This is a genomic window from Streptomyces sp. JLSY215, assembly GCF_059682825.1.
Genome location: NZ_CM185022.1, coordinates 5,099,348 through 5,125,069 on the forward strand (window position 1 = coordinate 5,099,348; position 25,722 = coordinate 5,125,069).

The following is a 25,722-nucleotide window of genomic DNA, read 5'->3' on the forward strand; positions in this document are numbered from 1 at the left end:
CGGCTTCTCGGCGGCCGGGGTGCCGGACCCGGCGGTGAGGAGGACGAGGCGGAGGCCCGTGCCGGGCGCGGTGAGCACGTCGCAATCCAGGGTGAGGGGGCCGAGCGGCGGCCGGCCGGCCGATGAGGTGGGGGTGGCGGTGACGGCGGACGCCGGGGGCGGGAACAGGCCGGGGAGCGGCAGCGCTCCGGGGTCGCGCGGGTCCGCGGGCTCGGGCTGCCGTCCGTACCGGCCGTCCGGATCGACGGCGGGCCCTTCCTGGCCGGGGAGCGGGACATGACCGAAGCGGCCTTCCGGGTGGCGCCGGCCGGGCGACCGGACGCATCGTCGGCGCTCGGGTGATGGCGGAGGAAGGGGCGGGGACGGACGGGGATTTGGGCGCGCCGAGGGGGGCTCACCGGCGTAAATTCGCCCGCATGGTGACTTCTATGACACGGGATGATCACGACGAGCGCATGGCACGGGCGGCGCAGGCCGCGGCCCGTGTGGGGCTGACGGGGTTGATCGTCACGCCCGGCCCGGACCTGGTGTGGCTGTGCGGCTACCGGCCCCCCGCCGACACCGAGCGGCTGACCGCCCTGGTGATCGCGCCCGGAAGGCGGCCGCGGCTGCTGGTGCCCGTACTGGAGCAGCCCGATGCGCAGCGGGCGACCGGGGCCGGAGCGATGGAGGTGAGGGGCTGGACCGATGGTGCGGACCCGTACGAGGAGCTGGCCGAGTGGCTGGAGCCGGAGGGCCGTTACGGGATGTCGGACGCGACCTGGGCGATGCATCTGCTGGGGCTCCAGCGGACGCTGCCGGGGAGCGCGTACCGGGCGCTGTCGCAGGCCCTGCCGATGCTGCGCGCCGTCAAGGACGCGCACGAGGTGGCGCGCCTGGCGGCGGCCGGGGCGGCCGCGGACGCGACGTACGAGAAGATCCTGGGCGTACGGTTCGCCGGGCGCCGGGAGTCCGAGGTGGCGGCGGATCTCGCGCGGCTGCTGATCGAGCACGGGCACAGCCAGGTGGACTTCACGGTCGTGGGGTCCGGCCCCAATGGCGCCGATCCGCACCATGAGGCGGGGGAGCGGGTCATCGAGGACGGCGACATGGTCGTGCTCGACTTCGGCGGCCTCAAGGACGGCTACGGGTCGGACACCACGCGGACCGTGCACGTCGGCGAGCCGGGCGCCGAGGAGCGCAAGGTGCACGACATCGTGCGGGAGGCGCAGCAGGCGGCGTTCGAGGCGGTCCGGCCCGGGGTCGCGTGCCAGGACATCGACCGGGTGGCCAGGCGGGTCATCAAGGCCGCCGGGTACGGCGAGTACTTCATCCACCGGACCGGTCACGGCATCGGGGTGACCACGCACGAGCCGCCGTACATCGTCGAGGGCGAGCATCTGCCGCTGGTGGCCGGGATGTGCTTCTCGATCGAACCGGGCATCTATCTGCCGGGGCGCTTCGGGGTGCGGATCGAGGACATCGTGACGTGCACGGAGACGGGCGGGCGGCGGCTGAACGAGACGGAGCGGGGGATGGCGGTGGTGCAGTAGCCGGGGCCGGGGCCGGGGCCGGGGGATCCGGGGTCGGGAATCGGCAATCCGGGGGCGGGGGACTTTTGTCCCTCGCCCCCGGTGGCCGTTCGTCCTCCTCCCCGGTGGCCGTTGGTCCCCGTCCCCCGTGGCCGTCGGTCCTCTTCGTCCCGGGCGGGGTGCGTACTTTCGGTGGTGCGGAAGTGGCTGTTGGGCGGAGGCGGACGGGCGGGGGCGGTTCGTAGCGTGGTGGGTGTTGGGCCTCAGGGCACGGCTCATGTACCGACCCGAAGGAGCACCACCATGCCGATCAAGACCTCTCGCGCCGGATTCCTGACCGCGCTGACCTTCGCCGCCGCTGCGGCGGGCGCGGTGGTCCCGCTCGCCGGGGCGGCGCCCACCGCCGCGCACCCGGGCGCTGACGGGCGGGCACCGGTGGCGGCGGACGCGGCGGGGAAGGGGAGCGGGGGCGAGGCCGGCGGCAGCACACGGCACCGGACCGAGAACGGAGCCGCGTCGCTGGCGCTCGGCGGCGGGGCGGGGGCCGCGGCGGCGCTGATGGGCGGCGCGCTGTGCACGGGCCGGGGCCGGGGGCGGCAGGAGGGGGACGGGGACGACGCGCGCCGGTAGGGCATCGGCTTCCACCGGGGGATCGGGTCCCGTTACGGCTTCCGTCACGGCTTCCGTCACGGCTTCCATTACGGCTTCCGTTACGGGACCGGGCTGCGTTGCGGCACCCACCAGGCTCTTCACGGCTCCCATCAGGCACTTCACGGCTCCAGGACCACCTTGCCCATCGTGGCGCGGGTCTCCAGGGCGCGGTGGGCGGCGGCCGCCTCGGCCAGCGGGAAGCGCTGGACCGCCGGGACGAGCCGGCCGGCCGCCGCCTCGGCGAGGGCCTCGCTCTCCAGGGTGCGGATCGGGTTGTCGCCACCCGCCTTGGCCAGCATGACCGGCCCGAGGACCTGCTGGGACGTGATGCCGTGGGCCGCGAGCTCGCCGTCCGCGAACTCCAGCGGGCCGCCGGTGAGCAGCCCGCCCGCGGACCAGCCGAAGACGAGGTGGCGGCCCCCGGGCGCCAGGAGGCCGACGGCGGCGCGGCCGGGAGTGCCGCCGACCGAGTCGAAGACGACGGTGGCGCCGGGCGCGCCGCGGTCGTCGAGGAAGGCGCGTACCAGGGCGGGCCAGTCGTCGTCGGTGTAGTCGAGGGCGAGGTCGGCGCCCAGTTCGCGGACCCGCGCCGCCTTGGCCGGGCCGCCGGCCAGGCCGATGGCCGTGGCGCCGGTGTTCTTCGCGTGCTGGACGAGGAGCGAGCCGATGCCGCCGGCGGCCGCCGGGATGATCGCGATGTCGTCGGCGGTGAGGTCGGCGGAGCGCAGGATGCCCATGGTGGTGCGGCCGGTGCCGATCATGGCGACGGCCTGGGCCGCGTCGAGCCCGTCGGGGACGGGATGCAGGCGCTCGGCGGCGACCACGGCCAGTTCGGCGTAGCCGCCGGGGGCCATACCCAGGTGGGCGACGACGCGTCGGCCGAGCCAGAGGGGGTCGGTGCCCTCGCCGAGCGCCTCCACCGTGCCGGCGACCTCACGGCCGGGCACGGTCGGCAGCTCGGGAAGCGGCGCCGGCCCGCCCTCCAGTCCCTCGCGCAGGACCGCGTCCAGCAGGTGAACGCCGGCCGCCGCCACCGCGATCCGGACCTCACCGGGGCCCGGCCGAGGGGCGTCGACGGTCTCGTAACGGAGGTTGTCGGCCGGACCGAAGGCGTGCAGTCGTATCGCGTGCATGGCGGGCTACTCCTTGAGGGAGACGGGTGCGTCCCAGGGACGCGGGCGCGGGTGGTGGTGACCACCGGCTGCCGCCACCCTGCTACCTCAGGTTTGGTTGAGGTCAACCCCCTACGTCCGGCGCCGACTCGGCCGCCCTCGCGACCGCTGCCGTTGCTACCGCCGCCACCGTCGGCTTTCCGCAGGTCAGGGCGATTGTCAGTGGTGTGGTTCACGATGGGGGCAGGTGTGACGAGCGGCGAGAGGCGGTGATCGCGTGGCAGGGCGCGGCAAGGGGACGGTGCGGGCGGTGCGGCGGCCCGAGGTGCGGCTGCCGGAGCTGCGGCCGTTCGACGGCGGGGAGCTCGAGCCCGAAGGTGACTACGACGGGCTGGAGTTCACGGACGCCGACTGGGCGGGGCAGACGGCGCACGGCGCCCGGTTCATGGACTGCGCGGTGCGGCGGTGCGCGCTGGACGAGACGGCCCTCGGCAGGGCCCGGATCATCGACAGCGTGCTGAGCGGGGTGCGCGGGGTCGGTACGGACCTCGCGCAGGCGTCCCTGCGTGATGTGGAGGTGACGGACGCCCGGCTCGGCGGGACACAGCTGCACGCCGCGGTGCTGGAGCGGGTCGTGGTGCGCGGCGGGAAGATCGACTTTCCGAATCTGCGCCAGGCCAAGCTGAGGGACGTCGCCTTCGAGGGGTGTGTGCTGGTCGAGGCGGACTTCTCGGGCGCGGAGCTGGAGCGGGTGACGTTCGACGACTGCACCCTGGCGCGGGTGGATTTCACCGCGACCCGGATGAAGGACGTCGATCTGCGGGGTGCGGCCGCGGTCGACATCGCGCGGGGCGTCGACGGGCTGTCGGGCGCGGTGATCAGCGCGGCCCAACTCCTCGATCTGGCCCCGGCGTTCGCGGCGCAGATAGGCGTACGGGTGGAGTGACGGCCCCGGGGCCGACGGACGGCGGCCGATGAGCGTGGGCCGACGGGTGGCGGACGGTCGGCGGTGGCCGCCCGGCGGTGGCCGATGAGGGGCGGTCAGACGCGGGGGAAGCGGGCCTGGAGGTCCCAGATGACCGGGTTGTCGCCGAGGCCGTCGTGCAGATCGGTGAGGTCGGCGATCAGATCGTGCAGGAAGTCGCGAGCCTCGCGGCGCAGCGCGGCGTGGTTGAAGGTGAGCGGGGCCTCGTCGGCCGGCATCCAGTCGGCGTCGATGTCCACCCACCCGAAGCGCCGCTCGAAGAGCATCCGGTCGGAGGATTCGGTGAAGTCCAGCTCGGCGTGGACGGGACGGGAGGAGCGGCTGCCACGGGGGTCGGTGTCGAGCTGCTCGACGATGTCGCACAGCGCCCAGGCGAAGTCCAGGACCGGCACCCAGCCCCAGGCGGTGGACAGCTCGCGGTCCGCCTTGGTGTCGGCGATATAGACATCGCCGCAGAAGAGGTCGTGGCGCAGGGTGCGCACATCCGCGGTCCGGTAGTCCAGCTGCGGGGGATCCGGAAAGCGGCGGGAGAGGGAATAGCCGAGGTCGATCACGTCATTGATGGTGTCACGCCGGTGGGGCGGACCGGACGGGCGGACCGTCCGGCCGGGCGGACCGGCGGGAACGGTGGCCGGATCGACCGGCCACGGACGAACGACCACGGACGAACGACGACGGACGAACGACCACGGACGAACGACGACGGACGAACGGCCACGGATGAACGGCCGGGCACGCACGGCCGATGGCCAGAGGGTGGGGATTGATCATGGCTGGTTCCATGCTGAGACGTTCGGGAGTCGCGGTGGCCGCGGCGGTCGCCCTCGCGGCGCTGCCGGTACTGCCCGCGTCGCCCGGCGGGGGTGTCGCTCAGGGGGCGGCGTACGCGGCCGAGCGGCCGGCCGCCCGGCCCGGCAACGGCCCGTGGCAGGGCGGATGGGCGGCCTCGCCGCAGGCGCCGACCGCCGGGCTCGCCCCGAACTGGTCCGAGACCGGCTTCGCACGGCAGACGGTCCGGCAGGTGATCCGCGTCAGCACCGGCGGCACCCAAGCCCGTATCGAGCTGTCGAACCGCTATGGCCGCACCCCGCTGAAGGTGGCCGGCGCGACCATCGCCCGGACGGCCCAGGGGGCGTCCGTGGAGCCCGGATCGGTGCGGACGCTGACCTTCGGGCACGGCCGGTCGGCGACCGTACCGGCCGGCCGGGAGCTGCGCAGCGACGCCGTCGGGCTGAAGGTCGGCCCCCTGGAGTCGCTGACCGTCACGCTCTATCTGGAAGCCCCGACCGGCCCGGCCACCTTCCACGCCCTGGCAGCGGCCACGAGCTATCGCGCCGCGGGTGACCACCGCGCGGACACCGAAGCCGGAGCGTTCACCGAGACCTCGCAGTCCTGGTACTACCTCTCGGGCGTCGAGGTCTCCGGGGGCCGGACGGGGCAGCGCGACGGCGTGGTGGCGTTCGGGGATTCCATCACTGACGGCTACGGCTCCACGCCCGACGCCAACAACCGCTATCCGGACGAGCTGGCCGAGCGGTTCGCCGCCGCCGGACGGCCGCGCAGCGTCGTCAACGAGGGAATCGGCGGCAATCAGCTCACGAATGACACGAGCTGGGCCGGCGAGAAGGCCGTGACCCGCTTCCGCAAGGACGTCCTCAACGAGCCGAATGCGGGCACGGTCATCGTGCTGGAGGGCATCAACGACATCGGCATGAGCGAGTGGCCGGACGCACCGGGCGGCCCGACCCCCGAGGTCGGCGTCGGACAACTGATATCCGCACAACGGGAGTTGATACGTGAAGCGCACGCCAAGGGCCTGAAGGTCATCGGCGCGACGCTGATGCCGTACAAGGGGGCGATGTACTACACCGAGCGCGGCGAGGCCAAGCGGGACGCGCTCAACGACTGGATACGCGGCTCCGGCGAGTTCGACGGGGTGCTGGACCTGGACCGCGCGCTGGCCGACCCCGCCGACCCGGACCGGATCGCGGCCGCATACGACGTCGGAGACCATCTGCACCCGAACGACCGGGGCTACCGGGCCATGGCCGAGGCGGTCGACCTCTCCGCGCTCTAGTCCACGGCCTCGGAGCCGCGGCGTCTGCGCCGCTGCTTCCCGTCAGCTAGGGCAGCAGCCGCTGCTCCTTGGCGACCGAGACCGCGCCCGCGCGGGTGTCCACGCCGAGCTTGTCGTAGATGCGGCCCAGGTGCGTCTTGACGGTGGCCTCGCTGATGAACAGCGCGCGGGCGATCTCGCGGTTGCCCAGGCCCCGCGCGAGCTGGCCGAGGATGTCGCGTTCCCGGTCGGTGAGCGTGGGGCGGGGGCTGCGCATCTGGGCCAGTACGCGATGGGCGACCGGCGCGGAGAGGGTGCTGCGGCCCTCGGCGGCGGCGCGGATGGCGGCGAAGAGCTCGTCGGGCCGTTCGGCCTTGAGGAGGTAGCCGGTGGCGCCGGCCTCGATGGCGCGGGTGATGTCGGCGTCGGTGTCGTAGGTGGTCAGGACCAGCACATGGGGGGCGGGACGGAGACGGGTGATACGGCGGGTGGCCTCGATGCCGTCGATGCCGGAGCCCAGCTGCAGATCCATCAGGACGACATCGGGGCGGAGCTTGGCGGCCGTCGCCACCGCTTCCTCGCCGTTCCCGGCCTCGCCGACGACCTCGATGCCCGGCGCGCTGCTGAGCAGGGCGAGCAGCCCGGCGCGTACGACCGCGTGGTCGTCGCAGAGCAGGATGCGTACGGCCGCGGCCGCGGCCTCGGACGGGGCGTCGGGCCCGGGACCGGGTTCGGGGGCGTCGGGGCTGGTCATCAGGCGTGCTCCAGGGGGACGGCGGCGGACAGGACGGTGCCCTCGCCCGGCGCGGACTCAATGGTGAGGGTGCCGCCGAGCTGGCGCACCCGGGCGTGCATCGCGGGCAGGCCGTGGCCCCGTTCGCGGTCGGGGGCGGGCGCGGCCGGATCGGTGGGGTCGAAGCCCCGGCCGTCGTCGGCGATGTCCAGGACGACCTGGTCGCCGAGGTAGGTCAGGGTCAGGGTGGCGGTGGTCGCGCCGGCGTGCTCGCGGACGTTGGCGAGGGCGCCCTGCGCGATGCGCAACAGCGCGGACTGCACCCGGTCGGGGAGGGCGGTGGAGGTGCCGTCCAGGTGGAGGCGTACGGCGAGCGGCGCGGCGGCCCCGGAGGCCGACTCGCCGGTACGGGCGGCGAGTTCGCGCAGCGCCTCGGGCAGCGAGGCGCCGTCGGCGAGGTCGGCGGGGGCGAGGTCGTGCACGAAGCGGCGGGCCTCGGCCAGATTGCGGGCGGTGATCCCGGTGGCCGTACGGACATGACCGCGAGCGGTGCCCGGGGCCGTGTCCCAGGTGCGCTCGGCCGCCTGGAGCAGCATCTGCTGGCTCGACAGCCCCTGGGCGAGCGTGTCGTGGATCTCCATCGACAGCCGCTGCCGCTCGGCGAGCGTGCCCTCGCGCCGTTCGGTGGCGGCCAGTTCGCGCCGGGTGCGGATCAGATCGTCGATCAGCGCGCGCTGCCGGGCGGCCTGGCGTTCCATATGGACGAAGACGGCGGTGGCGAGCGCGGCGACGGCCGGCGGCGCGAGCAGCAGATTCGGGTCGAACGCGGTCGACAGCCGCAGCTGGGCCACGACGACGAACGCGGTGAGCACGCCCACCAGCAGCGACGCGGCGCCGGCGGGCAGGGTACGCAGCCCCGTGTAGAAGAGCGGCACCGCGCACCACGCGAAGCTCGGCGCGAGCAGGACCAGGACGACCCAGGTCGCGACGACCGCACCCAGCCACAGCAGCCGGCGCACGGTGGGGTGGCGCTCGTCGTCCGTACGGGATCCCAGCGCCGGACCGAGGACGTACAGAAGCCCGAGGACGACGCTGAGGGCGATGATCCATGGGGTGCGGGGCTCGCCGGGGTGGCGGATCAGGAAGCGGGCGAGCGAGGCCGCCAGGAGCAGAAAGAACGCCGTGTGCATGACGGGTCCCAGCCAGCGGGCGTCGGGGTTCGCGTCCGGCGGCGCGGGCTGCTGAGGGGGATGAAGGGGGCGCGAGGGGTGCACGGGGCTCAGGGTCTCCTAGCGGGGCTTGCCCGTAACGGTCTCCCGTAGTCGTAGCCCGGGTGGCGAGCATCCCGTATCAACCGATCGGCTGACACCGGTATCCCCCATCATGCCCGGCGACGGGAGCCGGTACGTCGACCCGGGAGCGCCCCGCCCGCTCCGAGGATTGAGGCATACCACCGAACTCCGGTCCCGTCCCGAAGGAGCCCCGACCATGCCGAAGCACACCGAGAACCAGCCCCGGAAGATGTCCCGCCGCAACCGGCTCGTCGCCGGTGCCGCCGTCGCCGCCGTGCTGGCCGGTGCGGGCGCCTTCGGTGCCGTGTCCGCGTCCGCCGCCCCGGCTCCGAGCGCCGCCCCCGCCGCGGCCGGCAGCGCCGACACCAAGAACCTCACCCACTCCACGCACCTCACCCTCGCCGCCGCCACCAAGGCCGCGCAGGCCACCATGGACGCCGCGGAGAAGGCGGGCCAGAAGGTCTCGGTCGCCGTCGTGGACCGCAACGGCAACACGCTGGTCCAGCTGCGCGGCGACGGCGCCGGTCCGCAGTCGTACGAGTCCGCGGTGAAGAAGGCGTACACCGCCGTCTCGTGGAACGCCCCCACGTCCGAGCTGGTCAAGCGCCTCGACCAGGCGCCGACGCTCAAGGACATCCCGGGCACCCTGTTCCTGGCGGGCGGCGCCCCGGTGCAGTCGGCGGGCGCGCCGATCGCCGGTATCGGCGTCGCGGGTGCTCCGAGCGGCGCCACCGACGAGCAGTTCGCGCAGGCCGGCGCGGCGGTGCTCGGCAAGTAGCCGCACCCACCGGAACGCCGGAACGCGGAGGGCCGGCCCCCAAAAGGGAGCCGGCCCTCCATCGGCAGCTACCGGCGCTCACCAGGAATCACCGGCATCCGCCGCCGCTCATCAGCGGCGCCGAAGCGGGTGCATCGGGATCCTGACCCGCAACGCGGACCCGACAACGCGGACCCGACAACGCGGACCCGACAGTGCGGACCCGACTACCCGGACCCGAAACCGGATCCTCAGACGTTGACGCCGAAGTCCTGCGCAATGCCCACCAGGCCCGAGGCGTAGCCCTGGCCCACCGCGCGGAACTTCCACTCCGCACCGTTGCGGTACAGCTCACCGAAGACCATGGCGGTCTCCGTGGCGGCGTCCTCGCTCAGGTCGTAGCGGGCGATTTCGGCGCCGCCGGCCTGGTTGACGATGCGGATGAAGGCGTTGCGCACCTGGCCGAAGTTCTGGCTGCGATTCTCGGCGTCGTAGATCGAGACCGGGAAGACGATCTTCTCGATGTCGGCCGGCAGGCCCGCCAGGTTGACGTTGATCTGCTCGTCGTCGCCCTCGCCCTGGCCGGTGACGTTGTCACCCGTGTGCACGATGGTCTGGTCCGGCGTCGCCTTGTTGTTGAAGAAGACGAAGTGCTGGTCGGAGAAGACCTTGCCGCTCGGGTTGACCGCGATCGCGCTGGCGTCCAGGTCGAAGTCCGTGCCGGTGGTGGTGCGGACGTCCCAGCCGAGGCCGACCGTGACGGCGGTCAGGCCCGGTGCCTCCTTGGTGAGGGAGACGTTGCCGCCCTTGGACAGGCTTACAGCCATGGGAAGTCCCTTTCCTTGTCGACTCGTCGAAGCGTCGGGCTTCGTACTGCGGACGAAGCTACCGTCACCCACCACAACGCCGTCAGGGGACCACGAGGTTCCAGCTGCCTTTACTTTCTTTGCCGCATCCTGATGTGGACGTCCTGCGTGGGGAGCCGAAAAGCGGGTGACGGGACGCGGAAATGCGAGGGATCATAGGACTCATGTCCGGGCCCTATGTCATCCGCGGTTCGGTCGTCCTTCCAGAGGCCGAGCTCGTATGGCGTTTCTCGCGGTCCTCCGGTCCCGGCGGCCAGCACGTCAACACCAGCGACAGCCAAGTGGAGCTGCGCTTCGACCTCGCCAGGACGCAGGCCCTGCCCGAGGTCTGGAAGGAGCGCGCCCTGGAGCGGCTGGCGGGCCGCCTGGTCGACGGCGTGTTGTCCGTGCGGGCCTCCGACCATCGCTCCCAATGGCGTAACCGCGAGACCGCGGCCGTCCGGCTGACGACGCTGCTCGCCCAGGCCACCGCCCCGCCGCCCAAGCCGCGCCGCAAGTCGCGGATTCCGCGCGGTATCAACGAGCGACGGCTGCGCGAGAAGAAGCAGCGCGGCGAGACCAAGCGCGGCCGCACGGGACGCGATTGGGGCTGAGTGCCCTCCACCGTCGCCGCCCCCACCGTCGCCGCTCCCGCCTCAGCCCAAGTGCCGGTACTTCCCCCGGAAGTATGTGAGCGGCCCCGCGTCCCCGCTCGGGACCGATGCGGCCAGTACGCGTCCGATGACGAGGGTGTGATCGCCGGCCACCACCCGCTCCTCGGTCCGGCACTCCAGCGTCGCGAGCGCGCCGCCGACGAGCGGCGCACCCGCCGCTTCACCCCGTACATGCGCGATGTCCGCGAAGAGCAGCCGGTCGCTGATGCGGCCCTTCATCGCGAATCGTCCGGCAATGTGCCGCTGGCTGTCCGCCAGCACCGAGACCGCCCACAGCGGCTGGTGCGCCAGCAGGTCGTCCATGCGGGAGTCGTTGCGAACGCTCACCATCACCAGCGGCGGTTCGAGGGACACGGAAACGAATGCGGTGGCGGTCATGCCGACGTCCTCGCCGTGCGGCCCGTCGTCCGGGTCGTGGGCGGTGATCAGCACCACGCCGGCGGCGAGGCGGGACAGGGCGGCGCGGAATTCATCGTCACTCACCCCCTCAGCATGCGGGATCGGTGCGCCACCCGGCGCGGACGCCAGGGCGACGGTGGGGGAGGAAGGGGCGGCGGGTCCGGAGGTGGCGGCTTCGGCGGGGGTTTTCGTGAACACGCCATGAACGCTAACGTCGCCCGGCCCCGTGTCGCATCGGGCCCTGGGACCAGCCGCGCCCTAGGTCCGCCGACGGAGGTCCGGAGAAGGGGGCGCGAGGGGAACGCGGATGCCCGAATTTGCGTTCAGGAAAGGGCAGGTGCCGCGCGGGGGAGGGCGCGCAGGCCCTCTCAGCTGGCGCTCTTGCGGGTCATCAACATCCCTTCGGGGGCTGTGACTTGAGTCACAGCACGCGGTAATTGTTGACCCTGTGTACCGAGTGAACAGCTCACTGTGATTCAGTGAGCGAAGAAAGAGCGTGGAATCGGGCGATCGAAGAATCCTGGAGTTGCTGTCGAGGTCTCAGGGAGAGCGAGCGATGGAGACCGAGTCGGAGCCGTACGTCCGTCTTGCGACCCTGCGGCAGCTGCACCAAGTGGTCGCCGAACTGAACACCGCACGCAGCCTTGCGGACACCTTGCAGTCCGTTGCCGACGGTGCGATCGCCGGGCTCGGCTATGAGCTGGCGGCGGTCAATCTCGTCCGTCAGGACGGCGATCTCGTCGTCGCCGCGGTGGCCGGCAGCGCGGGCGCCGAGGCGCTGATGGCCGGGCGGGTCGGCTCCCGGTCCTCCTGGGACCGCCGGCTGTCGATGGGGGAACGCTGGGGCGAGCTGCGCTTCATCCCGTACACCGAGGGCTGGGTGCTGGACGACGACGACGTCCCGCAGTGGCACACGGCGGGCCCCGCGCCGCGCTTCCCCGACGAGTGGCACCCGATGGACCGCCTCTTCGCGCCGATGTACTCCGCGGCCAACGGCAGCGGCGAGCTGCTCGGCGTGATCTCCGTCGACCGGCCGCGCAACGGCCGGCGCCCCGGCGCATGGGGGCAGGAGGCGCTGCAGATGTACGCGTTCCAGTCCGCCATCGCGATCAGCAACGCCCGGCTCCGGGCCAATATGCAGCGCGCCCTGGTCCGCCTCGAACGCGAGCAGCAGGCCCTGCGCGCCAGCGAGGAAAGCTTCCGGCAGGCCTTCGAGTACGCGCCGAGCGGGATGGCCGTCGCCGAGATGGGCGGTGACCAGCACGGACGGCTGCTGCGCACCAATGATGCGCTGTGCCGGCTGCTGGGGCGCCCGGCCTCCGCGATGCGCCGCTACTCCTTCTCCGACCTCGTCCATCCCGAGGACATCGGGACCCTGCTGCGCACCTCGGCGGAGGGCGGCCGGGCCGAGCTGCGGCTGGCCCGCCGCGACGGGACCTATGTGTGGGTCTCGCTGCGCAACTCCGTGGTCGCCGACACCGCCGACGGGCCCCGCTTCCTGCTCACACACGTCGAGGACATCGAGGAGCGCAAGCGGCACGAGCTCCAGCTCGCGCACCGCGCCAGCCACGACTCGCTGACCGGCCTGCCCAACAGCGCCGAGCTGCGGTCCCGGCTCGGCGCCCGGCTGTGCGCCCGCCCCCCGGGTACGGACGCCGATGCGTACGCCTCCTCGGCCACCGCCGCGGTGGACCCGGGCGATCGGCATGCGTTCCGGACGGACGGCAAGGAGCCCTTCGGCGGCGGTCCGGGCGCCTACGACCACCATGTCCACACCGTCGCGCCCGCGGAGGGCGCGGAGGACGACGGCTCCAAGGGGCTGGCGGTCCTCTTCTGCGACCTCGACGGCTTCAAGTCGATCAACGACCGCTTCGGGCACCACACGGGCGACGCGGTGCTGATCGAGGTCGCCCGCCGGCTGACCAGCGGCGTGCGGGACGGCGATACGGTCGCCCGGCTCGGCGGCGATGAATTCGTGGTGCTCGCGGACGGCCTGGGCACGGCCGACGCCCAGGATCTCGCGGTGCGGCTGCGGAACGCCATCATCCCGCCGATCCGGGTGGACGGCCGGGCGGTGCGGGTCGGCGCCAGCTTCGGCATCGGCTGGGCCAGCTGCGGCATGACCGCCGAGGAGGTCCTCGCCTCGGCCGACCAGCGGATGTACGTCGAGAAGCGGTCCCGGTCGAAGGCGAACCGCCGGGCGGGCTGAGCCCCGGCAGACGGCCCGCGCGGTACGGAGCGCAGCCGCCCGCGCCACAGCGCGTAGCCGGGCCCTCCCGCACAGGCGCGGTGCCGCGTATCTCACACCGCCGCCTTCCGCCGGGGCCCACCTGCCGTTCACCGATCTGTAGCGATCTTGTGGCTGTCCGGGCTCGGTGTGGGCATGCCCCGAAGGGGTAGGCTGCGCCGATGCGGCGCTCTGCCGCCGGGGGCCCGAAAGAGACAGTTCGCGCAGATGGCGCGAATGCGTATGGACGCAGACAGACGCGCACACACCGCTTGGGAGTGACACGGAATGACGGCCGGCAACAACGGCGCGGACACGCCGGAGAACGACGACCCGTTCGGCTATCTCTACCGCGCGGAAGGCGGCGAGGGTGGCGCACCGGGCTCGGCGGCCGGCGGCGGGGCGGCGCGGCAGCCGGGGGTCCCGAGAACCTCCTACAACCAGGTGCGTGCGGTCGGCGAGCGGCAGTACGGCGCCCAGCAGACCCAGCAGGCGTACGGCAACCAGAACGCGCACTACGCCGCGCCCGAGACCCTGCCCGGCAACGAGCGGACGCGTTCCGTCCCGGCCCAGGGCTACGACCAGGCCCCTCGCCGCCGTAACGGGCTGCTGATCGGGGCGGTCGCCGTGGTCGCGGTGGTGTGCATAGGTATCGGCGTCGCGATGCTCACGAACGGCAACAAGGACAAGAACGACTCGGCGAAGCAGCCGGGCCCGACGGCCGGTGACTCGGTGGCCCCCAGCAAGGAGCCCACCGCCAAGCCCGCTCCCGGCGAGCTCCCCAAGCAGGACGCGGGCAGCCTGCGGCTCGACGGCGGCGCCACCACGGCCAAGGACGTGCCCGGGGCGCGTTCGGCGAACGGCACCTATGTCGCGGGAATGAACACCCCCGGCGCATCCGTCAGTTGGACGGTGGACGTCGACAAGGCCGGCACCTACTGGCTCAACGTCGGCTACGGCGTGCCCGGTAAGGACGCCAACCTCACGCTGACCGTGAACGGCAAGGCCGACCCCCGGCCCATCTCCCTGAGCAACTTCGCGCATGCCGCAGAGGGTGCCTGGGACAAGGGCTGGACCAAGTCCTATTCGGTCGTGAACCTCAATAAGGGCACCAACGTCATCAAGATGTCCTGTGAGGCCGGCAACCAGTGCGACGCCAACCTCGACAAGGTGTGGCTGACGCCGCCGAAGAAGTAGTAACCGGACGTTCGGCGTCAACGCCCCTTTCAGTGCCGGTGTTTCACGTGAAACGTCCGGTTCACGCCGCCGTAGGATGATCCGTCACCACGACGTGCGGCAGCAGCTCCTCGTACGTCACCGGATCGAACTCGCCAGCGGCCGCGGCCCGCACGGTTGCGGCCGACAGGGCCACCGCGCGCGTCAGCCGCTCCGGCCACGGCAGGTCCTCCACCAGCCCTGACAGCAGACCGGCCACGGCCGAATCGCCGGCACCGGTCGGGTTGCCGGCGATATGCCGCGGCGGTGCGGCCTGCCAGGCGCCGTCCGCGGTGACCGCGAGTATGCCCTTGGCGCCCAGTGACGCGGCCACCGCGTGGGCGCCCCGGCGCCGGGCGTCGCGGGCGGCGCGCAGCGGTTCGGTGCTGCCGGTGAGGGCGGCGAGTTCGTCGGCGTTGGGTTTGGCGAGGTCGGGACGGGCGGCCAGGCCGCGGCGCAGCGGTTCGCCGCTGGTGTCGAGGAGGACCGGGACGCCTGCGGTGCGGGCGGCGCGGGTGAGCCGGGCGTAGACGTCGACGGGGACGCCGGGCGGCAGGCTGCCGCAGAGCGCCACGGCCCGTGCGTCGCCGAGGAGTTCGCGGTAGGTGCCCAGGAAGGTGTCCCATTCGGCGGGCGAGACGGTCGGGCCCGGTTCGTTGAGCTGGGTGGTGTCGCCAGTGGTCTCGTCCACGACGGCGATCGTGCGGCGGGTGGCGCCACCGACCGGCACCAGGGCGTCGGTGACGTCGCTCTCCTGGCGGAGCAGGGTGCGCAGCGCCGTTCCGGTGCCGCCGCCCGCGAAGCCGGTGGCGACCGTACGGTGGCCCAGCGCGGCCAGGACGCGCGCGACGTTCAGGCCCTTGCCGCCGGGGCGTTCGGCGACCTCGGTGACCCGGTTCGTGGTGTGGGTGCGGAGCCGGGGCAGACGATAGGTGATGTCCAGGGCGGCGTTCAGCGTGACCGTGAGGATCATGGTTCCCCCTCCCGCACCGTGCTCGGACGGCTGTGCCGGTGGGCGGCAGCCGTTGGCCGGGCAGTAGTTGGCCGAGGTACGGCCCAAGGTCGGGCAACCGCGTTCGGCGGTGGCATGCGGACAAGTGCGCGAGCGATCATGCCATCGCCGATGGGGGTTGGCCCAGACCCAGGGAGACCGGTACCCGGCGGGGAACCGGTCACCAGGGGGCCGCGGGCCGGTCACCGCCCGTTCGCGCGGCGTCCGCCGCGGGGCCGTTCAGACCCCTTCGGGACGTACCAGCCACGCGCCCTGGCGCATCACGCCCACCAGGTCGTATCCGGCGTCCAGCACCACCAGGTCGGCGTCCTTGCCGACCGCCAGGGAGCCCACCCGGTCGTCGATGCCGAGCAGCCGCGCCGGGTTGGCCGAAAGTGCCTGTACGGCCTGATCCACGGTCAGGTGGTCCACGGTGACGGCCCGCTTGAAGGCGCGGTCCAGGGTGAGGGTGGATCCGGCGATGGACCCGGCCGTCGGGCCCTCGCTGATCCGGGCGACGCCGTCCTTGACCTCGACCTGCATCGGGCCGAGCGGATACATCCCGTCGTTCATCCCCGCCGCGCCCATCGCGTCCGTGATGAACGCGACGCGGTCGGCGCCGGCGTCCCGGACGGCCATCTGGAGGATCGCGGGGTGCAGATGGGTGCCGTCGTTGATCAGCTCGACGGTGATCCGCTCGTCCTCCAGGAGGGCCGCGATCGGGCCGGGCGCGCGGTGGGCGAGGCCGGGCATGGCGTTGAAGAGGTGGGTGGCCACCGTCGCGCCCGCGGCGATGGCCTCGCGGGTGGCGTCGTAGGAGGCGTCGGTGTGGCCGATCGCCGCGACGATCCCGGCGTCGGTGAGCATCCGTACGGACTCCAGGCCGCCGGGCAGTTCGGGGGCGACGGTCATCATCCGGGCGGTGCCGCGCGCGGCGTCGATCAGCTTGCGGACCGCGGCCGGGTCGGGGTCGCGCAGCAGGTCGGGCTGGTGGGCGCCGCAGCGGCCGGGGGAGATGAACGGGCCCTCGAAGTGGATGCCGGCCAGTTCGCCCTGCTGGACGAGCTCGGCGAGCACCGCGGCCTGCCGGGCGAGGTCGTCCAGGGCGCCGGTGACGGTGGAGGCGACCATCGAGGTGGTGCCGTGCCGCCGGTGGGTGTCGATGACCCGCAGGCATTCCTCGGGGTCGGCCGACGAGAAGGAGCCGCCGCCTCCGCCGTGGAGGTGCATATCGACGAAGCCGGGGACGACGAGGTGGCCGGAGAGGTCGAGGACCTCGGTGTCCCGGCCGCCGGGGAGGGGGCCGCCGGCGTCGAGGTCCCGGCTGCGGATGTCGGTGATCCGGCCGCCCTCGACGGTGATCCGGCCGCTGTCGGCCACACCGGCCGAGCGGGCGATACGGGCGCCGGCCAGGAGGGTGCGCCGGGCCTGCGCGGGCCGTCCCGCGGAAGGGTGCAGTGACATCAGGCGGTTACCTCCGTGGAGAGAAGATCCCAGGCGAGCAGTCCTGCGCCCAGGCAACCGGCCGCGTCCCCGAGGGCCGCCGGAACGATCGAGGGAACGGGCTGGAACGTAACGCGCCGGCGGACCGCTTCCCGCAGAGGCGCGAACAGCGTGTCGCCCGCCTCGGCGAGCCCGCCGCCGATGATCAGCATCTGCGGGTCGAGCAGGGTGAGGCCGGTGACCAGGCCGTCGGCGAGGGCGTCCACGGCGTTGCGCCAGACGGCGACGGCGCGTTCGTCGCCCGACTCCACGGCCTTGGCCGCGTCCGCCGCGCCGGCCCGGGGATCGCCGCAGGCCAGCGCCCAGTCGCGGCCGACCGCGGCGGCCGAGGCCACCGTCTCCAGGCAGCCGCGCTGCCCGCAGGCGCACTCCCGCCCGCCGGGCCGCACGACGATATGGCCGATCTCGCCCGCGCTGCCGTGCGCGCCCGCCTCGATCCGGCCGCCGATGCCGATGGCGCCCGCGATGCCCGTACCGAGGGGAACGAACAGGAACCGGTCGGCATCCTTGCCCGCGCCGATCCGGCCCTCGGCCAGGCCGCCGGTGCGTACGTCGTGCCCGAGCGCGACCGGCACCCCGCCGAGCCGCTCGGACAGCAGGTCCCGCATCGGGACGTCCTGCCAGCCGAGATTGGCGGAATACACGGCGGTGCCCGACTCCTCGTCAACCGTGCCGGGGACCGCGACCCCGGCGGCCGCCGCCGGGGCGCCGAACCGGGCCCCGCCCAGCGCCTGGAGCTCGGCGGCGAAGCCGAGGATCGTCTCGATGACCGCGTCGGCCCCGCGCTCGCGGCCGGTGGGGCGCCGCGCCTCGTACAGAACGGTGCCGTCCGCCCCTACGAGGGCGGCCTTCATTCCGGTGCCGCCCACATCCAGGGCGATGACGTTTCTCACGGCAACAGTTTTGCGCGATCTCGCATAAAAGGTCTAGTCCACTCACCGTATCCGTGGGCTCTTGCGCCTGTTTGGCCTGGTCGGCGCCCGGCCTCGTGATCTTCGCGTGGGAAGGGCGATACCGAAGCGAGACTTCCGGTGGTGTAGACCTTATGGAGACGGGCGAGTAAAACTCGCTGTTCATGGCGGTGAAGGGTGATCCCCGACACCGAGATGGACCCGGCAGAACAGATCTCGGGACAGGGCGGTAAACAACGGTGCAGCGGCGGTACTTGAGCCTGACGGCGGCGGGGATTGCCACCGTCATGACCCTCACTCTCACCGGCTGCGGCAGCGGCTCGGGCGACGGCGATGTCACGCTCAAGCTCATCGCGGCGGATTACGGCGACAGCGAGGCCAACAGCTCCCAGCACTACTGGGACGCGCTCACCCGCGAGTTCGAGAAGAAGAACCCCGACATCAAGGTCGACGTCGAGGTCTACAGCTGGACCGACGTCGACAAGAAGGTCGAGGACGCGGTCAAGGCGGGTAAGGCCCCCGACATGGCGCAGATCGGCGCGTACGCCGACTACGCCGCCCACGGCAAGCTCTACAGCGCCGACGAGCTGCTCTCCATACCCACCCAGGCCGACTTCACCCCCGCCCTCGCGGACGCCGGCGAATACAACCGCGTGCTGTACGGCATGCCCTTCGGGGCCAGCACCCGGCGCCTCTTCTACAACAAGAAGCTGTTCGCCGAGGCGGGCATCGCCCACCCGCCGAAGACCTGGGACGACATCGCCCATGACGCCCAGCTGCTGAAGAGCCACGGCGTCAAGATGCCCTTCGCGCTCCCGCTCGGCCCGGAGGAGACCCAGGCCGAGACGTTGATGTGGATGCTCGGTGGTGGCGGCGCCTACACGGACAACATCGGCAAGTACACGATCGACTCGCCGGAGAACGTCAAGACCTTCGAATGGCTGCAGAAGGACCTCGTCGGCAAGGGCCTGACCGGCGCCGACCCCGCCAAGGTCAACCGCGCCGACGCCTTCCAGGGCTTCGCCGACGGCGATGTCGGCATGCTCAACGGCCACCCCACCCTGATGGAACAGGCCGCCGCCAAGGGCATCGACTACGGCACCACCGACCTCCCCGGCATCGACGGCAAGGCCAAGGCCACCATGGGCGTCGCCGACTGGATGACCGCCTTCAAGCAGAACGGCCACGGCAAACAGATCGGCAAGTTCCTCGACTTCGTCTACAGCGAGAAGAACGTCCTGAAGTTCTCCGGCACCTACGGACTGCTCCCGGTCACCGCCTCCGCCTCCCAGGCGATGATGGAGGACGACAAGTACAGCAAGCTGCACAGCTTCCTCAGGCAGCTCAGGAGCGCCGAGTTCTACCCGGCCGACAAGGTTTCCTGGCCCATGGTCTCCAAGACCCTCAAGGCCAAGATGGGCGCCGCCGTCGGGCCCGACGGCAACCCGTCCGCCGTGCTCAGCGAGATCCAGAACGAGGCGGACATGGCCGACAACACCGCGCCGTAAGGGCCCCGGCGGCCGCCGGGGCATCCGGCCGGGCGCTGTCGGACCGTGGGCTTATCGTGGAAACGTGATGACGGGCGGCGAGGACATGGCGGGCGGGAGCGAGGGCACGGGCACTCCGGACGGCAGGGATACCCCGGACGGCCCCGGCACCCCGGCCGCCGCCGACGCCGCCGGCCGCAGGGAGCCGGAGGGCGCGGCCGCCGCCCCGCTCTCCTCCCGGGACGAAGCGGTGCTCGGCGTCGAGCGCCGCTCCTGGCCCGGCCCCGGCGCCAAGGAGCGCGTCATCCGCGAGCGGCTCGGCATCTCCCCGACCCGCTACTACCAGCTCCTGAACGCCCTGTTGGACGACCCCCGCGCGCTCGCCCACGACCCGGTCACCGTCAACCGCCTGCGCCGGATACGCGACGCCCGCCGCGCCCGCCGCTGAGCCGCGCCCGCCGCTGAGCCGCGCCCGACGCCCGCCGCCGGGGCCGGACGCCCGCCGCCGCGCCGCACCCACGACACACCCGCCCGCCCGCCGCCCCCGTGCCCCCGTACACCCGGCATGCGCCCGCACCCCGCCGGTAGGGTCGGCGCCATGGGCAGCCCCCCGAACGCGCCGCACCCCGTCCCGACGCCGCAGACCCCGGCCGGCCGCGAAGGCCTCGCCGCTCTCCTGACCCACCCCGAACGCACCGTCATCGCCCTCGACTACGACGGCACCCTCGCCGACATCGTCCCCGACCCGGAAACGGCCCGCGCCCACTCCGGCGCCACCGCCGCCCTGGGCCGCCTCGTCCCGCAGCTGCGCGCCGCCGCCGTCATCACCGGCCGCCCGGCCGCCGTCGCGGTCCGCCTCGGCGGCTTCGCCGCCGTCCCCGGCCTCGGCCATCTCACCGTCCTCGGCCACTACGGCGCCGAGCGCTGGGAAGCCGCCACCGGCACCGTCCACGCCCCGCCGCCGCACCCCGGCATCACCGCCATACAGGCCGAACTCCCCGGCGTACTGGACGCCTCCGGCGTCTGGCACGGCACCTGGGTCGAGACCGCCATCGAGACCAAGGGCGGCCGCGCCATCGCCGTCCACACCCGCCGCGCGACCGACCCCCAGGGCGCCTTCGACCGGCTCCGCGGCCCGCTCGCCGCCCTCGCCGAACGCCACGGCCTGATCGTCGAACCGGGCCGCTTCGTCCTGGAACTGCGCCCGCCCGGCATGGACAAGGGCGTGGCCCTGGCCGACTGGATCCACGAAACCGGCGCCACGACCGTCCTGTACGCCGGCGACGACCTCGGCGACCTCGCCGCCTTCGCCGCCGTCGAAAAACTCCGCTCCGAAGGCCTCACCGGCGTCCTGGTCTGCAGCGGCAGCAACGAGGTCACCGAACTGGCCGACCGCGCCGACCTGGTGGTGGACGGGCCGACGGGGGTCGTCGGCCTCCTCGGCGCCCTGGCGGACCACCTGGCCGGAGCCTGAGCCCCGCTCACTCCTCCAACGCGCGCAGCTGGTCCAGGAACCACTGGGCCGGCGGCAGCGCCGTGGCGGCCGCGGCCAGCCGCTCGCAGCGGGCGCGCCGCTCGCCGTCGTCCATGGAGAGCGCCTCGTGCAGCGCCTCGGCCGTGGCCGTGATGTCGTACGGGTTGACGACGATCGCGTCCTCGCGCAGCTCCCAGTACGCGCCCGCTCCCCGGGAGAGGACCAGCGCACAGCCCCGCTCGGAGACCACCGGCACTTCCTTCGCGACCAGATTCATGCCGTCGCGGATCGGATTGACCAGGGCCACATCGGCGAGCCGGTAGGCGGCCAGCGACCGCGCGAAGTCGTCCTTCACATGCAGCACGACCGGCTGCCAACCGTCCGTCCCGTACTCGGCATTGATCTCCTCTGCCAGCCGCCCCACCGTCGCGGTGTAGTCGCGATAGACGGCCAGGTCCTGCCGCGAGGGATAGGCGAACGCGAGGTGCACCACCCGCTCGCGCCACTCGGGGCGGTCGGCGAGCAGCCGGCGGTAGGCGAGCAGACCGCGCACGATGTTCTTCGACAGCTCGGTGCGGTCGACCCGGACGATGGTCTTCCGGTCCGTCCCGCCGATCTGCTCGCGCAGTGCCGCCAGCCGCTCCTCGACATCGGGGCGGTGCGCCCGCTCGCGCAGGAACTCCGCGTCGGCGCCGAGACCGTGCACCCCGATATGGGTCTTGCGCGGCTTGAGCCATGTCGAGATGAGATACGGGTCCTCGTCGCGCGGCCAGTACGCGTCGCATTCCGACCCCAGCGCCCACTGGCAGCAGCCCATGAAGGCCCGTGCCCAGTGCTGGGTCAGGAAATTCGCCCGGTCCGCGCCGAGGATGCCCGTCACCAGCTTCTGCTGGATGTCGTCGGGCAGCATCGCGAAGTACTCCGCGGGCGCCCACGGCGTGTGCGAGAAATGCGCGATCCGCAGGTCGGGGCGGCTTTCGCGGAGCATCCCGGGCACCAGCGCCAGGTGATAGTCCTGCACGAGGACGGCGGCCCCGGGCGCCGCGGCCTCGGCCAGCGCGTCCGCGAAGGCCGCGTTGTACGTTTCGTACGACGCCCACTGCGCACGGAATTCCGTATCGAATGCCGGCTCCAGCGGAGTCTGATACAGCATGTGGTGGACGAACCACAGCACGGAATTGGCAATTCCGTTGTAGGCATCGGCATACACATCCGCCGGAATATCCAGCATCCGGACCCGCTGCCCGCCCGTGTCCGCCGGATCCAGGTCGCCGCCCGTCCGCCGCACGGCCTCCCGGTCGCCCTTCCCGAGCGCCGCACACACCCACACCGCATCGGTGTCCGGACCGATGGCGGACAGCCCCGACACCAGCCCCCCGCCGCCCCGCTTGGCGGTCAGCGCACCGCCTTCACCGACGGCGTAGGACACCGGACCGCGATTGGACGCGACGAGAACGTCGGCACCTGGCGGGACCGCACTGCGCTCGGAGACCGTCTCGGAGACCATGTCGCGACATTAACCAGCTACCGATCCGCGCAAACGTACGGAATTCAGCCGAGGGAACCCGCAGCCGTTTCAGGCCGCCCGCCGCTCCGCGTACTCCGGGATCTCCGCCATCGGGGGCCGCTCCTCGGTGTCCACATCCGTGGTGCGCGCCACGAAGCCGTTCTCGCCGCGGTCGAACTGGGTGAGACGGGGCCGGATCAGATGGCCGCGGGTGAGACGGAGCTGGGCGGTGCGGTAGATCGCGGCGGCCATCCGGCCGAGGGCCTGGCCGTCCTGGTGGCGGTGCTTGCGGACGCCGACGTCCACCTGGGCGAGGGCGTCCAGGCCGACGGTGTGCAGGGCGTCGACCAGAAGGCCGAGCTCGACGCCGTAGCCGACCGGGAAGGGCAGCCGTTCCAGGAGGGAGCGCCGGACCGCGTACTCGCCGCCCAGGGGCTGGACGAAGCCGGCCAGCTGCGGCCAGTGGAGATTGAGCAGGGGGCGGGCGACCAGCTCCGTGACCCGGCCGCCCTGGCCCGCTCCGGAACCCTCGCCGCCGGTCTCCAGGGGACGGTCGTACATCGCCTTGACGAAGTGGACATCGGCGTCGGTCAGCAGCGGCCCGACGATGCCGGAGACGAAGGTCGAGGAGAATTCGCGCAGGTCGGCGTCGATGAAGCAGACGATGTCGCCCGTGGTGGCGAGCAGGGACCGCCACAGGACCTCACCCTTGCCGGGGACGGCCGGCAGGCGGGGCAGGACGCTGTCCCGGTGGACCACCTTGGCCCCGGCCGCCGCCGCGACCTCGGCCGTCCGGTCCCTGGACCCCGAGTCCAGCACCACCAGCTCGTCGACCAGGGGAACGGTGCCGGTCATCAGGTCCGCGCGGATCGCCGCGACGATCGCGCCGACGGTGGCTTCCTCGTCGAGTGCGGGCAGCACTACGCTGACCGTCCGGCCCGTCTGGCGCTTGGCCTCCACCAGCCGCCCGAGCGGGCGGTCGGCCGCGGACCAGGAGCGGCTGCTGAGCCAGCGCTCCACCTCTTCCAGCACGTCTACGACTCCTCGGTGGCCGCCGGACCAATGGCCCGTGGGTGATCCATTGTGATCCATCTCGCGGTTCGGACGACTATCTCAACTGTCAGCGCCTTCGGTTACAGTCTTGAACAACGCGGATGACCGTCGCATGCCGGGGTCACCGCCACAAAAGCCTGGGTTTCGGCCCAGCGCCATACCGCTCATCCAGAGGGGCAGAGGGATACGGCCCGTTGAAGCCCCGGCAACCCTCCAGCCGGTCTCCGCCGCAGCAGCGCGCGCGAGGCTCCCGGCTAGGGAAGGTGCCAAATCCGTCTCGTGGCGAGATGCGTCGCGAGGAAGATGAGGAGAAAGGGCCTCGCCTCCATGGCTGTGCAAGTCACCGAAACCGCCACCACCTCCACTGTCGCTCTGGGTCCGGCCGTCGGCCTCTCCTGCCGCGAGTGCGGACAGCGCTTCGACCTCGGTCCGATCTTCGCGTGCCAGGAATGTTTCGGGCCGCTCGAAGTGGCGTACGACCTCCCGAGCGGCGATCCCGAGGGCCTGAAGAAGCGGATCGAGGCCGGACCGAACAACATCTGGCGCTACGCCCCGCTGCTGCCCGTCCCCGCCGACGTCGCCGACAAGCCGAACCTCAATCCCGGCTTCACCAAGCTCGTCAAGGCCGACCGCCTCGCCGCCGAGCTGGGCGTCACGGGCGGCCTGTACGTCAAGGACGACTCCGGCAACCCGACGCACTCCTTCAAGGACCGTGTCGTCGCGATCGCCGTCGAGGCCGCCCGCGCCTTCGGTTTCACCACCCTCTCCTGCTCCTCCACCGGCAACCTCGCGGGCGCGGTCGGCGCCGCGGCCCGCCGGGCGGGCCTGAAGTCCTGCGTCTTCATCCCGCACGACCTGGAGGCCGGCAAGGTCGTCATGGCCGCGGTCTACGGCGGCGACCTGGTCGGCATCGAGGGCAATTACGACGACGTCAACCGCTTCTGCTCGGAGCTCATCGGCGACCCGCTCGGCGAGGGCTGGGGCTTCGTCAACGTCAACCTGCGCCCCTACTACGGCGAGGGTTCCAAGACGCTGGCGTACGAGATCTGCGAGCAGCTCGGCTGGCAGCTCCCGGACCAGATCGTCATTCCGATCGCCTCCGGCTCCCAGCTCACGAAGATCGACAAGGGTCTGAAGGAGCTGATCGCCCTCGGCCTGGTCGAGGACAAGCCGTACAAGATCTTCGGCGCCCAGGCGGAGGGCTGCTCGCCGGTGTCGGCGGCCTTCAAGGCCGGGCACGACGTCGTACGCCCCCAGAAGCCGAACACCATCGCCAAGTCGCTGGCCATCGGCAACCCGGCCGACGGGCCGTACGTGCTCGACATCGCGCGCCGTACGGGCGGTGCGGTGGAGGATGTCAACGACGAGCAGGTCGTGGACGCCATCAAGCTGCTGGCGCGGACGGAAGGGATCTTCGCGGAGACCGCGGGCGGCGTGACCGTCGGCGTCACCAAGAAGCTCATCGAGGACGGTCTGCTCGACCCGGCCCTGACCACCGTCATCCTCAACACCGGCGACGGCCTCAAGACTCTGGACGCCGTCGCATCCGGGCCCACGGCCACCATCCGGCCCGACCTGGACGCGTTCCGCGCGGCCGGCCTGGCCGGCTGAGCCCCGGACCCGTACCCCCGAAACCGCACCCCGCAGTCGCTGGAAGGCAGAACCATGAGCGTGAAGGTCCGCATCCCCACCATCCTCCGCACGTACACCAACGGTGAGGCCGAGGTCGTCGCCGAGGGCGCGACCCTCTCCGAGGTGATCGCCGACCTGGAGAAGAACCACACCGGGATCGCGGCCCGTGTGCTGGACGACGCGGGCAAGCTGCGCCGGTTCGTGAACGTCTACGTCAACGACGACGACGTCCGCTTCGAGCAGGGCCTGGAGACGCCGACGCCGGACGGCGCGGGCGTCTCCATCATTCCTGCGGTGGCCGGAGGCTGCTGACCCCTTCTGTCGGCCCCCGTTCCTCACCGGGATCTGATTTGCGCCATCTCTTGGTCTGAGTGGCGAGAATTGCCCCATCCGCCTAAAAGCGGATGGGGCAATTCCATGTCGCGAAAGGCGATACCATGGGGGCGATCTTCTTCGTATGAGCCCTCGTACAACCCGCGTACGACCCTCGTACAACTCCGCGCGCGTGCCCAACGCATATGTGATCGCGATGAGTTGTGCCCGAAGTGTGTGCAGCATTTGTCGGATACGTGAGCTATGCCCGGCCCGACTTGCCCCGGCGTAACGCGACTTCACCGCATAATTACCGATTCTTCGGCCCCGGAATTCTCGTCCGATTGACCTGTTGCGCTGGGCATTGGTGCAGATACATTCAGCGGCGGTCGACG

Annotated in this window: 24 protein-coding genes and 1 riboswitch; of the genes, 13 read left to right on the forward strand and 11 right to left on the reverse strand. The window is 72.2% G+C overall.

The genetic code is table 11. The features are described 5' to 3' along the window. The first annotated feature begins 428 nt into the window (after positions 1–428). Together AC5677_RS22965 and AC5677_RS22970 are read left to right on the forward strand one after the other, a co-directional pair. A complete protein-coding gene (locus AC5677_RS22965; RefSeq protein WP_497189797.1) occupies positions 429–1,532 on the forward strand; it encodes an aminopeptidase P family protein in 1,104 nt (367 codons plus the stop codon). Between the two features lie 282 nt (positions 1,533–1,814). Next, positions 1,815–2,141, forward strand: a complete 327-nt coding sequence (locus tag AC5677_RS22970) for a hypothetical protein (protein WP_497189798.1) — start codon at positions 1,815–1,817, stop codon at positions 2,139–2,141. A gap of 140 nt (positions 2,142–2,281) precedes the next feature. Here AC5677_RS22970 and AC5677_RS22975 read toward each other — a convergent pair whose 3' ends face one another. Then, positions 2,282–3,295, reverse strand: coding sequence for a zinc-binding dehydrogenase (locus AC5677_RS22975; protein ID WP_497189799.1), 1,014 nt, complete (start codon positions 3,293–3,295; stop codon positions 2,282–2,284). A gap of 280 nt (positions 3,296–3,575) precedes the next feature. On the opposite strand from AC5677_RS22975, the gene AC5677_RS22980 reads away from it, so the two are divergent. After that, entirely contained in the window at positions 3,576–4,220 is a 645-nt protein-coding gene (locus AC5677_RS22980) for a pentapeptide repeat-containing protein (protein WP_497196723.1), read from the forward strand. 95 nt (positions 4,221–4,315) lie between these two features. On the opposite strand, the gene AC5677_RS22985 is transcribed toward AC5677_RS22980, so the two are convergent. Next, positions 4,316–4,813: a hypothetical protein gene (locus AC5677_RS22985; protein WP_403511198.1), complete on the reverse strand. Its 498-nt coding sequence runs from the start codon at positions 4,811–4,813 to the stop codon at positions 4,316–4,318. A gap of 227 nt (positions 4,814–5,040) precedes the next feature. Between AC5677_RS22985 and AC5677_RS22990 the strand changes: the two genes are divergently transcribed. Further along, positions 5,041–6,336, forward strand: a complete 1,296-nt coding sequence (locus AC5677_RS22990) for an SGNH/GDSL hydrolase family protein (protein ID WP_497189800.1) — start codon at positions 5,041–5,043, stop codon at positions 6,334–6,336. Positions 6,337–6,382: 46 nt separating this feature from the next. Here AC5677_RS22990 and AC5677_RS22995 read toward each other — a convergent pair whose 3' ends face one another. Both AC5677_RS22995 and AC5677_RS23000 read right to left on the reverse strand, forming a co-directional pair. Continuing rightward, a complete protein-coding gene (locus AC5677_RS22995) occupies positions 6,383–7,069 on the reverse strand; it encodes a response regulator (RefSeq protein ID WP_497189801.1) in 687 nt (228 codons plus the stop codon). Next, complete coding sequence (locus AC5677_RS23000) at positions 7,069–8,238, reverse strand: sensor histidine kinase (RefSeq protein ID WP_497196724.1); 1,170 nt, start codon at positions 8,236–8,238, stop codon at positions 7,069–7,071. Before AC5677_RS23000 ends, AC5677_RS22995 begins: the two co-directional genes overlap by 1 nt. A gap of 298 nt (positions 8,239–8,536) precedes the next feature. Between AC5677_RS23000 and AC5677_RS23005 the strand changes: the two genes are divergently transcribed. Further along, the gene (locus AC5677_RS23005; RefSeq protein ID WP_497189802.1) at positions 8,537–9,118 is read left to right on the forward strand and encodes a GlcG/HbpS family heme-binding protein; all 582 of its coding nucleotides are present in this window, start codon (positions 8,537–8,539) and stop codon (positions 9,116–9,118) included. 230 nt (positions 9,119–9,348) lie between these two features. Here AC5677_RS23005 and AC5677_RS23010 read toward each other — a convergent pair whose 3' ends face one another. After that, positions 9,349–9,924 carry a TerD family protein gene (locus AC5677_RS23010; RefSeq protein ID WP_400064187.1) on the reverse strand — a complete coding sequence of 192 codons (576 nt, stop codon included), beginning with the start codon at positions 9,922–9,924 and terminating at the stop codon, positions 9,349–9,351. Between the two features lie 203 nt (positions 9,925–10,127). Here AC5677_RS23010 and arfB point away from each other — a divergent pair, with 203 nt between their 5' ends. Continuing rightward, on the forward strand, positions 10,128–10,556 hold the full coding sequence (arfB, locus tag AC5677_RS23015) for an alternative ribosome rescue aminoacyl-tRNA hydrolase ArfB (protein ID WP_497189803.1): 429 nt from the start codon (positions 10,128–10,130) through the stop codon (positions 10,554–10,556). Between the two features lie 42 nt (positions 10,557–10,598). Here arfB and AC5677_RS23020 read toward each other — a convergent pair whose 3' ends face one another. Beyond that, positions 10,599–11,213: a flavin reductase family protein gene (locus AC5677_RS23020; protein WP_497189804.1), complete on the reverse strand. Its 615-nt coding sequence runs from the start codon at positions 11,211–11,213 to the stop codon at positions 10,599–10,601. Between the two features lie 358 nt (positions 11,214–11,571). On the opposite strand from AC5677_RS23020, the gene cdgB reads away from it, so the two are divergent. Together cdgB and AC5677_RS23030 are read left to right on the forward strand one after the other, a co-directional pair. Further along, on the forward strand, positions 11,572–13,224 hold the full coding sequence (gene cdgB, locus AC5677_RS23025; protein WP_497189805.1) for a diguanylate cyclase CdgB: 1,653 nt from the start codon (positions 11,572–11,574) through the stop codon (positions 13,222–13,224). 306 nt (positions 13,225–13,530) lie between these two features. After that, entirely contained in the window at positions 13,531–14,439 is a 909-nt protein-coding gene (locus tag AC5677_RS23030; protein ID WP_497189806.1) for a CBM35 domain-containing protein, read from the forward strand. A gap of 61 nt (positions 14,440–14,500) precedes the next feature. On the opposite strand, the gene AC5677_RS23035 is transcribed toward AC5677_RS23030, so the two are convergent. The 3 genes from AC5677_RS23035 to AC5677_RS23045 all read right to left on the reverse strand — a co-directional run bounded on the left by AC5677_RS23035 (position 14,501) and on the right by AC5677_RS23045 (position 17,844). Continuing rightward, a complete protein-coding gene (locus tag AC5677_RS23035; RefSeq protein ID WP_497189807.1) occupies positions 14,501–15,430 on the reverse strand; it encodes a 1-phosphofructokinase family hexose kinase in 930 nt (309 codons plus the stop codon). Positions 15,431–15,688: 258 nt separating this feature from the next. Further along, the gene (gene nagA, locus AC5677_RS23040; RefSeq protein ID WP_497189808.1) at positions 15,689–16,912 is read right to left on the reverse strand and encodes an N-acetylglucosamine-6-phosphate deacetylase; all 1,224 of its coding nucleotides are present in this window, start codon (positions 16,910–16,912) and stop codon (positions 15,689–15,691) included. Continuing rightward, positions 16,912–17,844 (reverse strand): ROK family protein, encoded by a 933-nt coding sequence (locus AC5677_RS23045; protein ID WP_497189809.1) that lies wholly within the window; start codon positions 17,842–17,844, stop codon positions 16,912–16,914. Before AC5677_RS23045 ends, nagA begins: the two co-directional genes overlap by 1 nt. A gap of 257 nt (positions 17,845–18,101) precedes the next feature. On the opposite strand from AC5677_RS23045, the gene AC5677_RS23050 reads away from it, so the two are divergent. The 3 genes from AC5677_RS23050 to otsB all read left to right on the forward strand — a co-directional run bounded on the left by AC5677_RS23050 (position 18,102) and on the right by otsB (position 20,823). Next, complete coding sequence (locus AC5677_RS23050; RefSeq protein ID WP_497189810.1) at positions 18,102–19,370, forward strand: extracellular solute-binding protein; 1,269 nt, start codon at positions 18,102–18,104, stop codon at positions 19,368–19,370. An 85-nt stretch (positions 19,371–19,455) separates the two neighbouring features. Further along, positions 19,456–19,797: a DUF3263 domain-containing protein gene (locus tag AC5677_RS23055; RefSeq protein WP_497196725.1), complete on the forward strand. Its 342-nt coding sequence runs from the start codon at positions 19,456–19,458 to the stop codon at positions 19,795–19,797. A 150-nt stretch (positions 19,798–19,947) separates the two neighbouring features. Continuing rightward, on the forward strand, positions 19,948–20,823 hold the full coding sequence (gene otsB, locus AC5677_RS23060) for a trehalose-phosphatase (RefSeq protein ID WP_497189811.1): 876 nt from the start codon (positions 19,948–19,950) through the stop codon (positions 20,821–20,823). A gap of 7 nt (positions 20,824–20,830) precedes the next feature. On the opposite strand, the gene AC5677_RS23065 is transcribed toward otsB, so the two are convergent. After that, a complete protein-coding gene (locus AC5677_RS23065) occupies positions 20,831–22,330 on the reverse strand; it encodes an alpha,alpha-trehalose-phosphate synthase (UDP-forming) (protein ID WP_497189812.1) in 1,500 nt (499 codons plus the stop codon). 69 nt (positions 22,331–22,399) lie between these two features. Next, positions 22,400–23,362 carry a glucosyl-3-phosphoglycerate synthase gene (locus AC5677_RS23070; protein WP_497189813.1) on the reverse strand — a complete coding sequence of 321 codons (963 nt, stop codon included), beginning with the start codon at positions 23,360–23,362 and terminating at the stop codon, positions 22,400–22,402. A gap of 182 nt (positions 23,363–23,544) precedes the next feature. Then, positions 23,545–23,693: riboswitch (SAM riboswitch) on the forward strand. 17 nt (positions 23,694–23,710) lie between these two features. Here AC5677_RS23070 and thrC point away from each other — a divergent pair. Together thrC and AC5677_RS23080 are read left to right on the forward strand one after the other, a co-directional pair. Next, complete coding sequence (gene thrC, locus AC5677_RS23075) at positions 23,711–24,994, forward strand: threonine synthase (protein ID WP_497189814.1); 1,284 nt, start codon at positions 23,711–23,713, stop codon at positions 24,992–24,994. 54 nt (positions 24,995–25,048) lie between these two features. Continuing rightward, complete coding sequence (locus tag AC5677_RS23080; RefSeq protein WP_497189815.1) at positions 25,049–25,327, forward strand: MoaD/ThiS family protein; 279 nt, start codon at positions 25,049–25,051, stop codon at positions 25,325–25,327. Positions 25,328–25,722 lie beyond the last annotated feature (395 nt).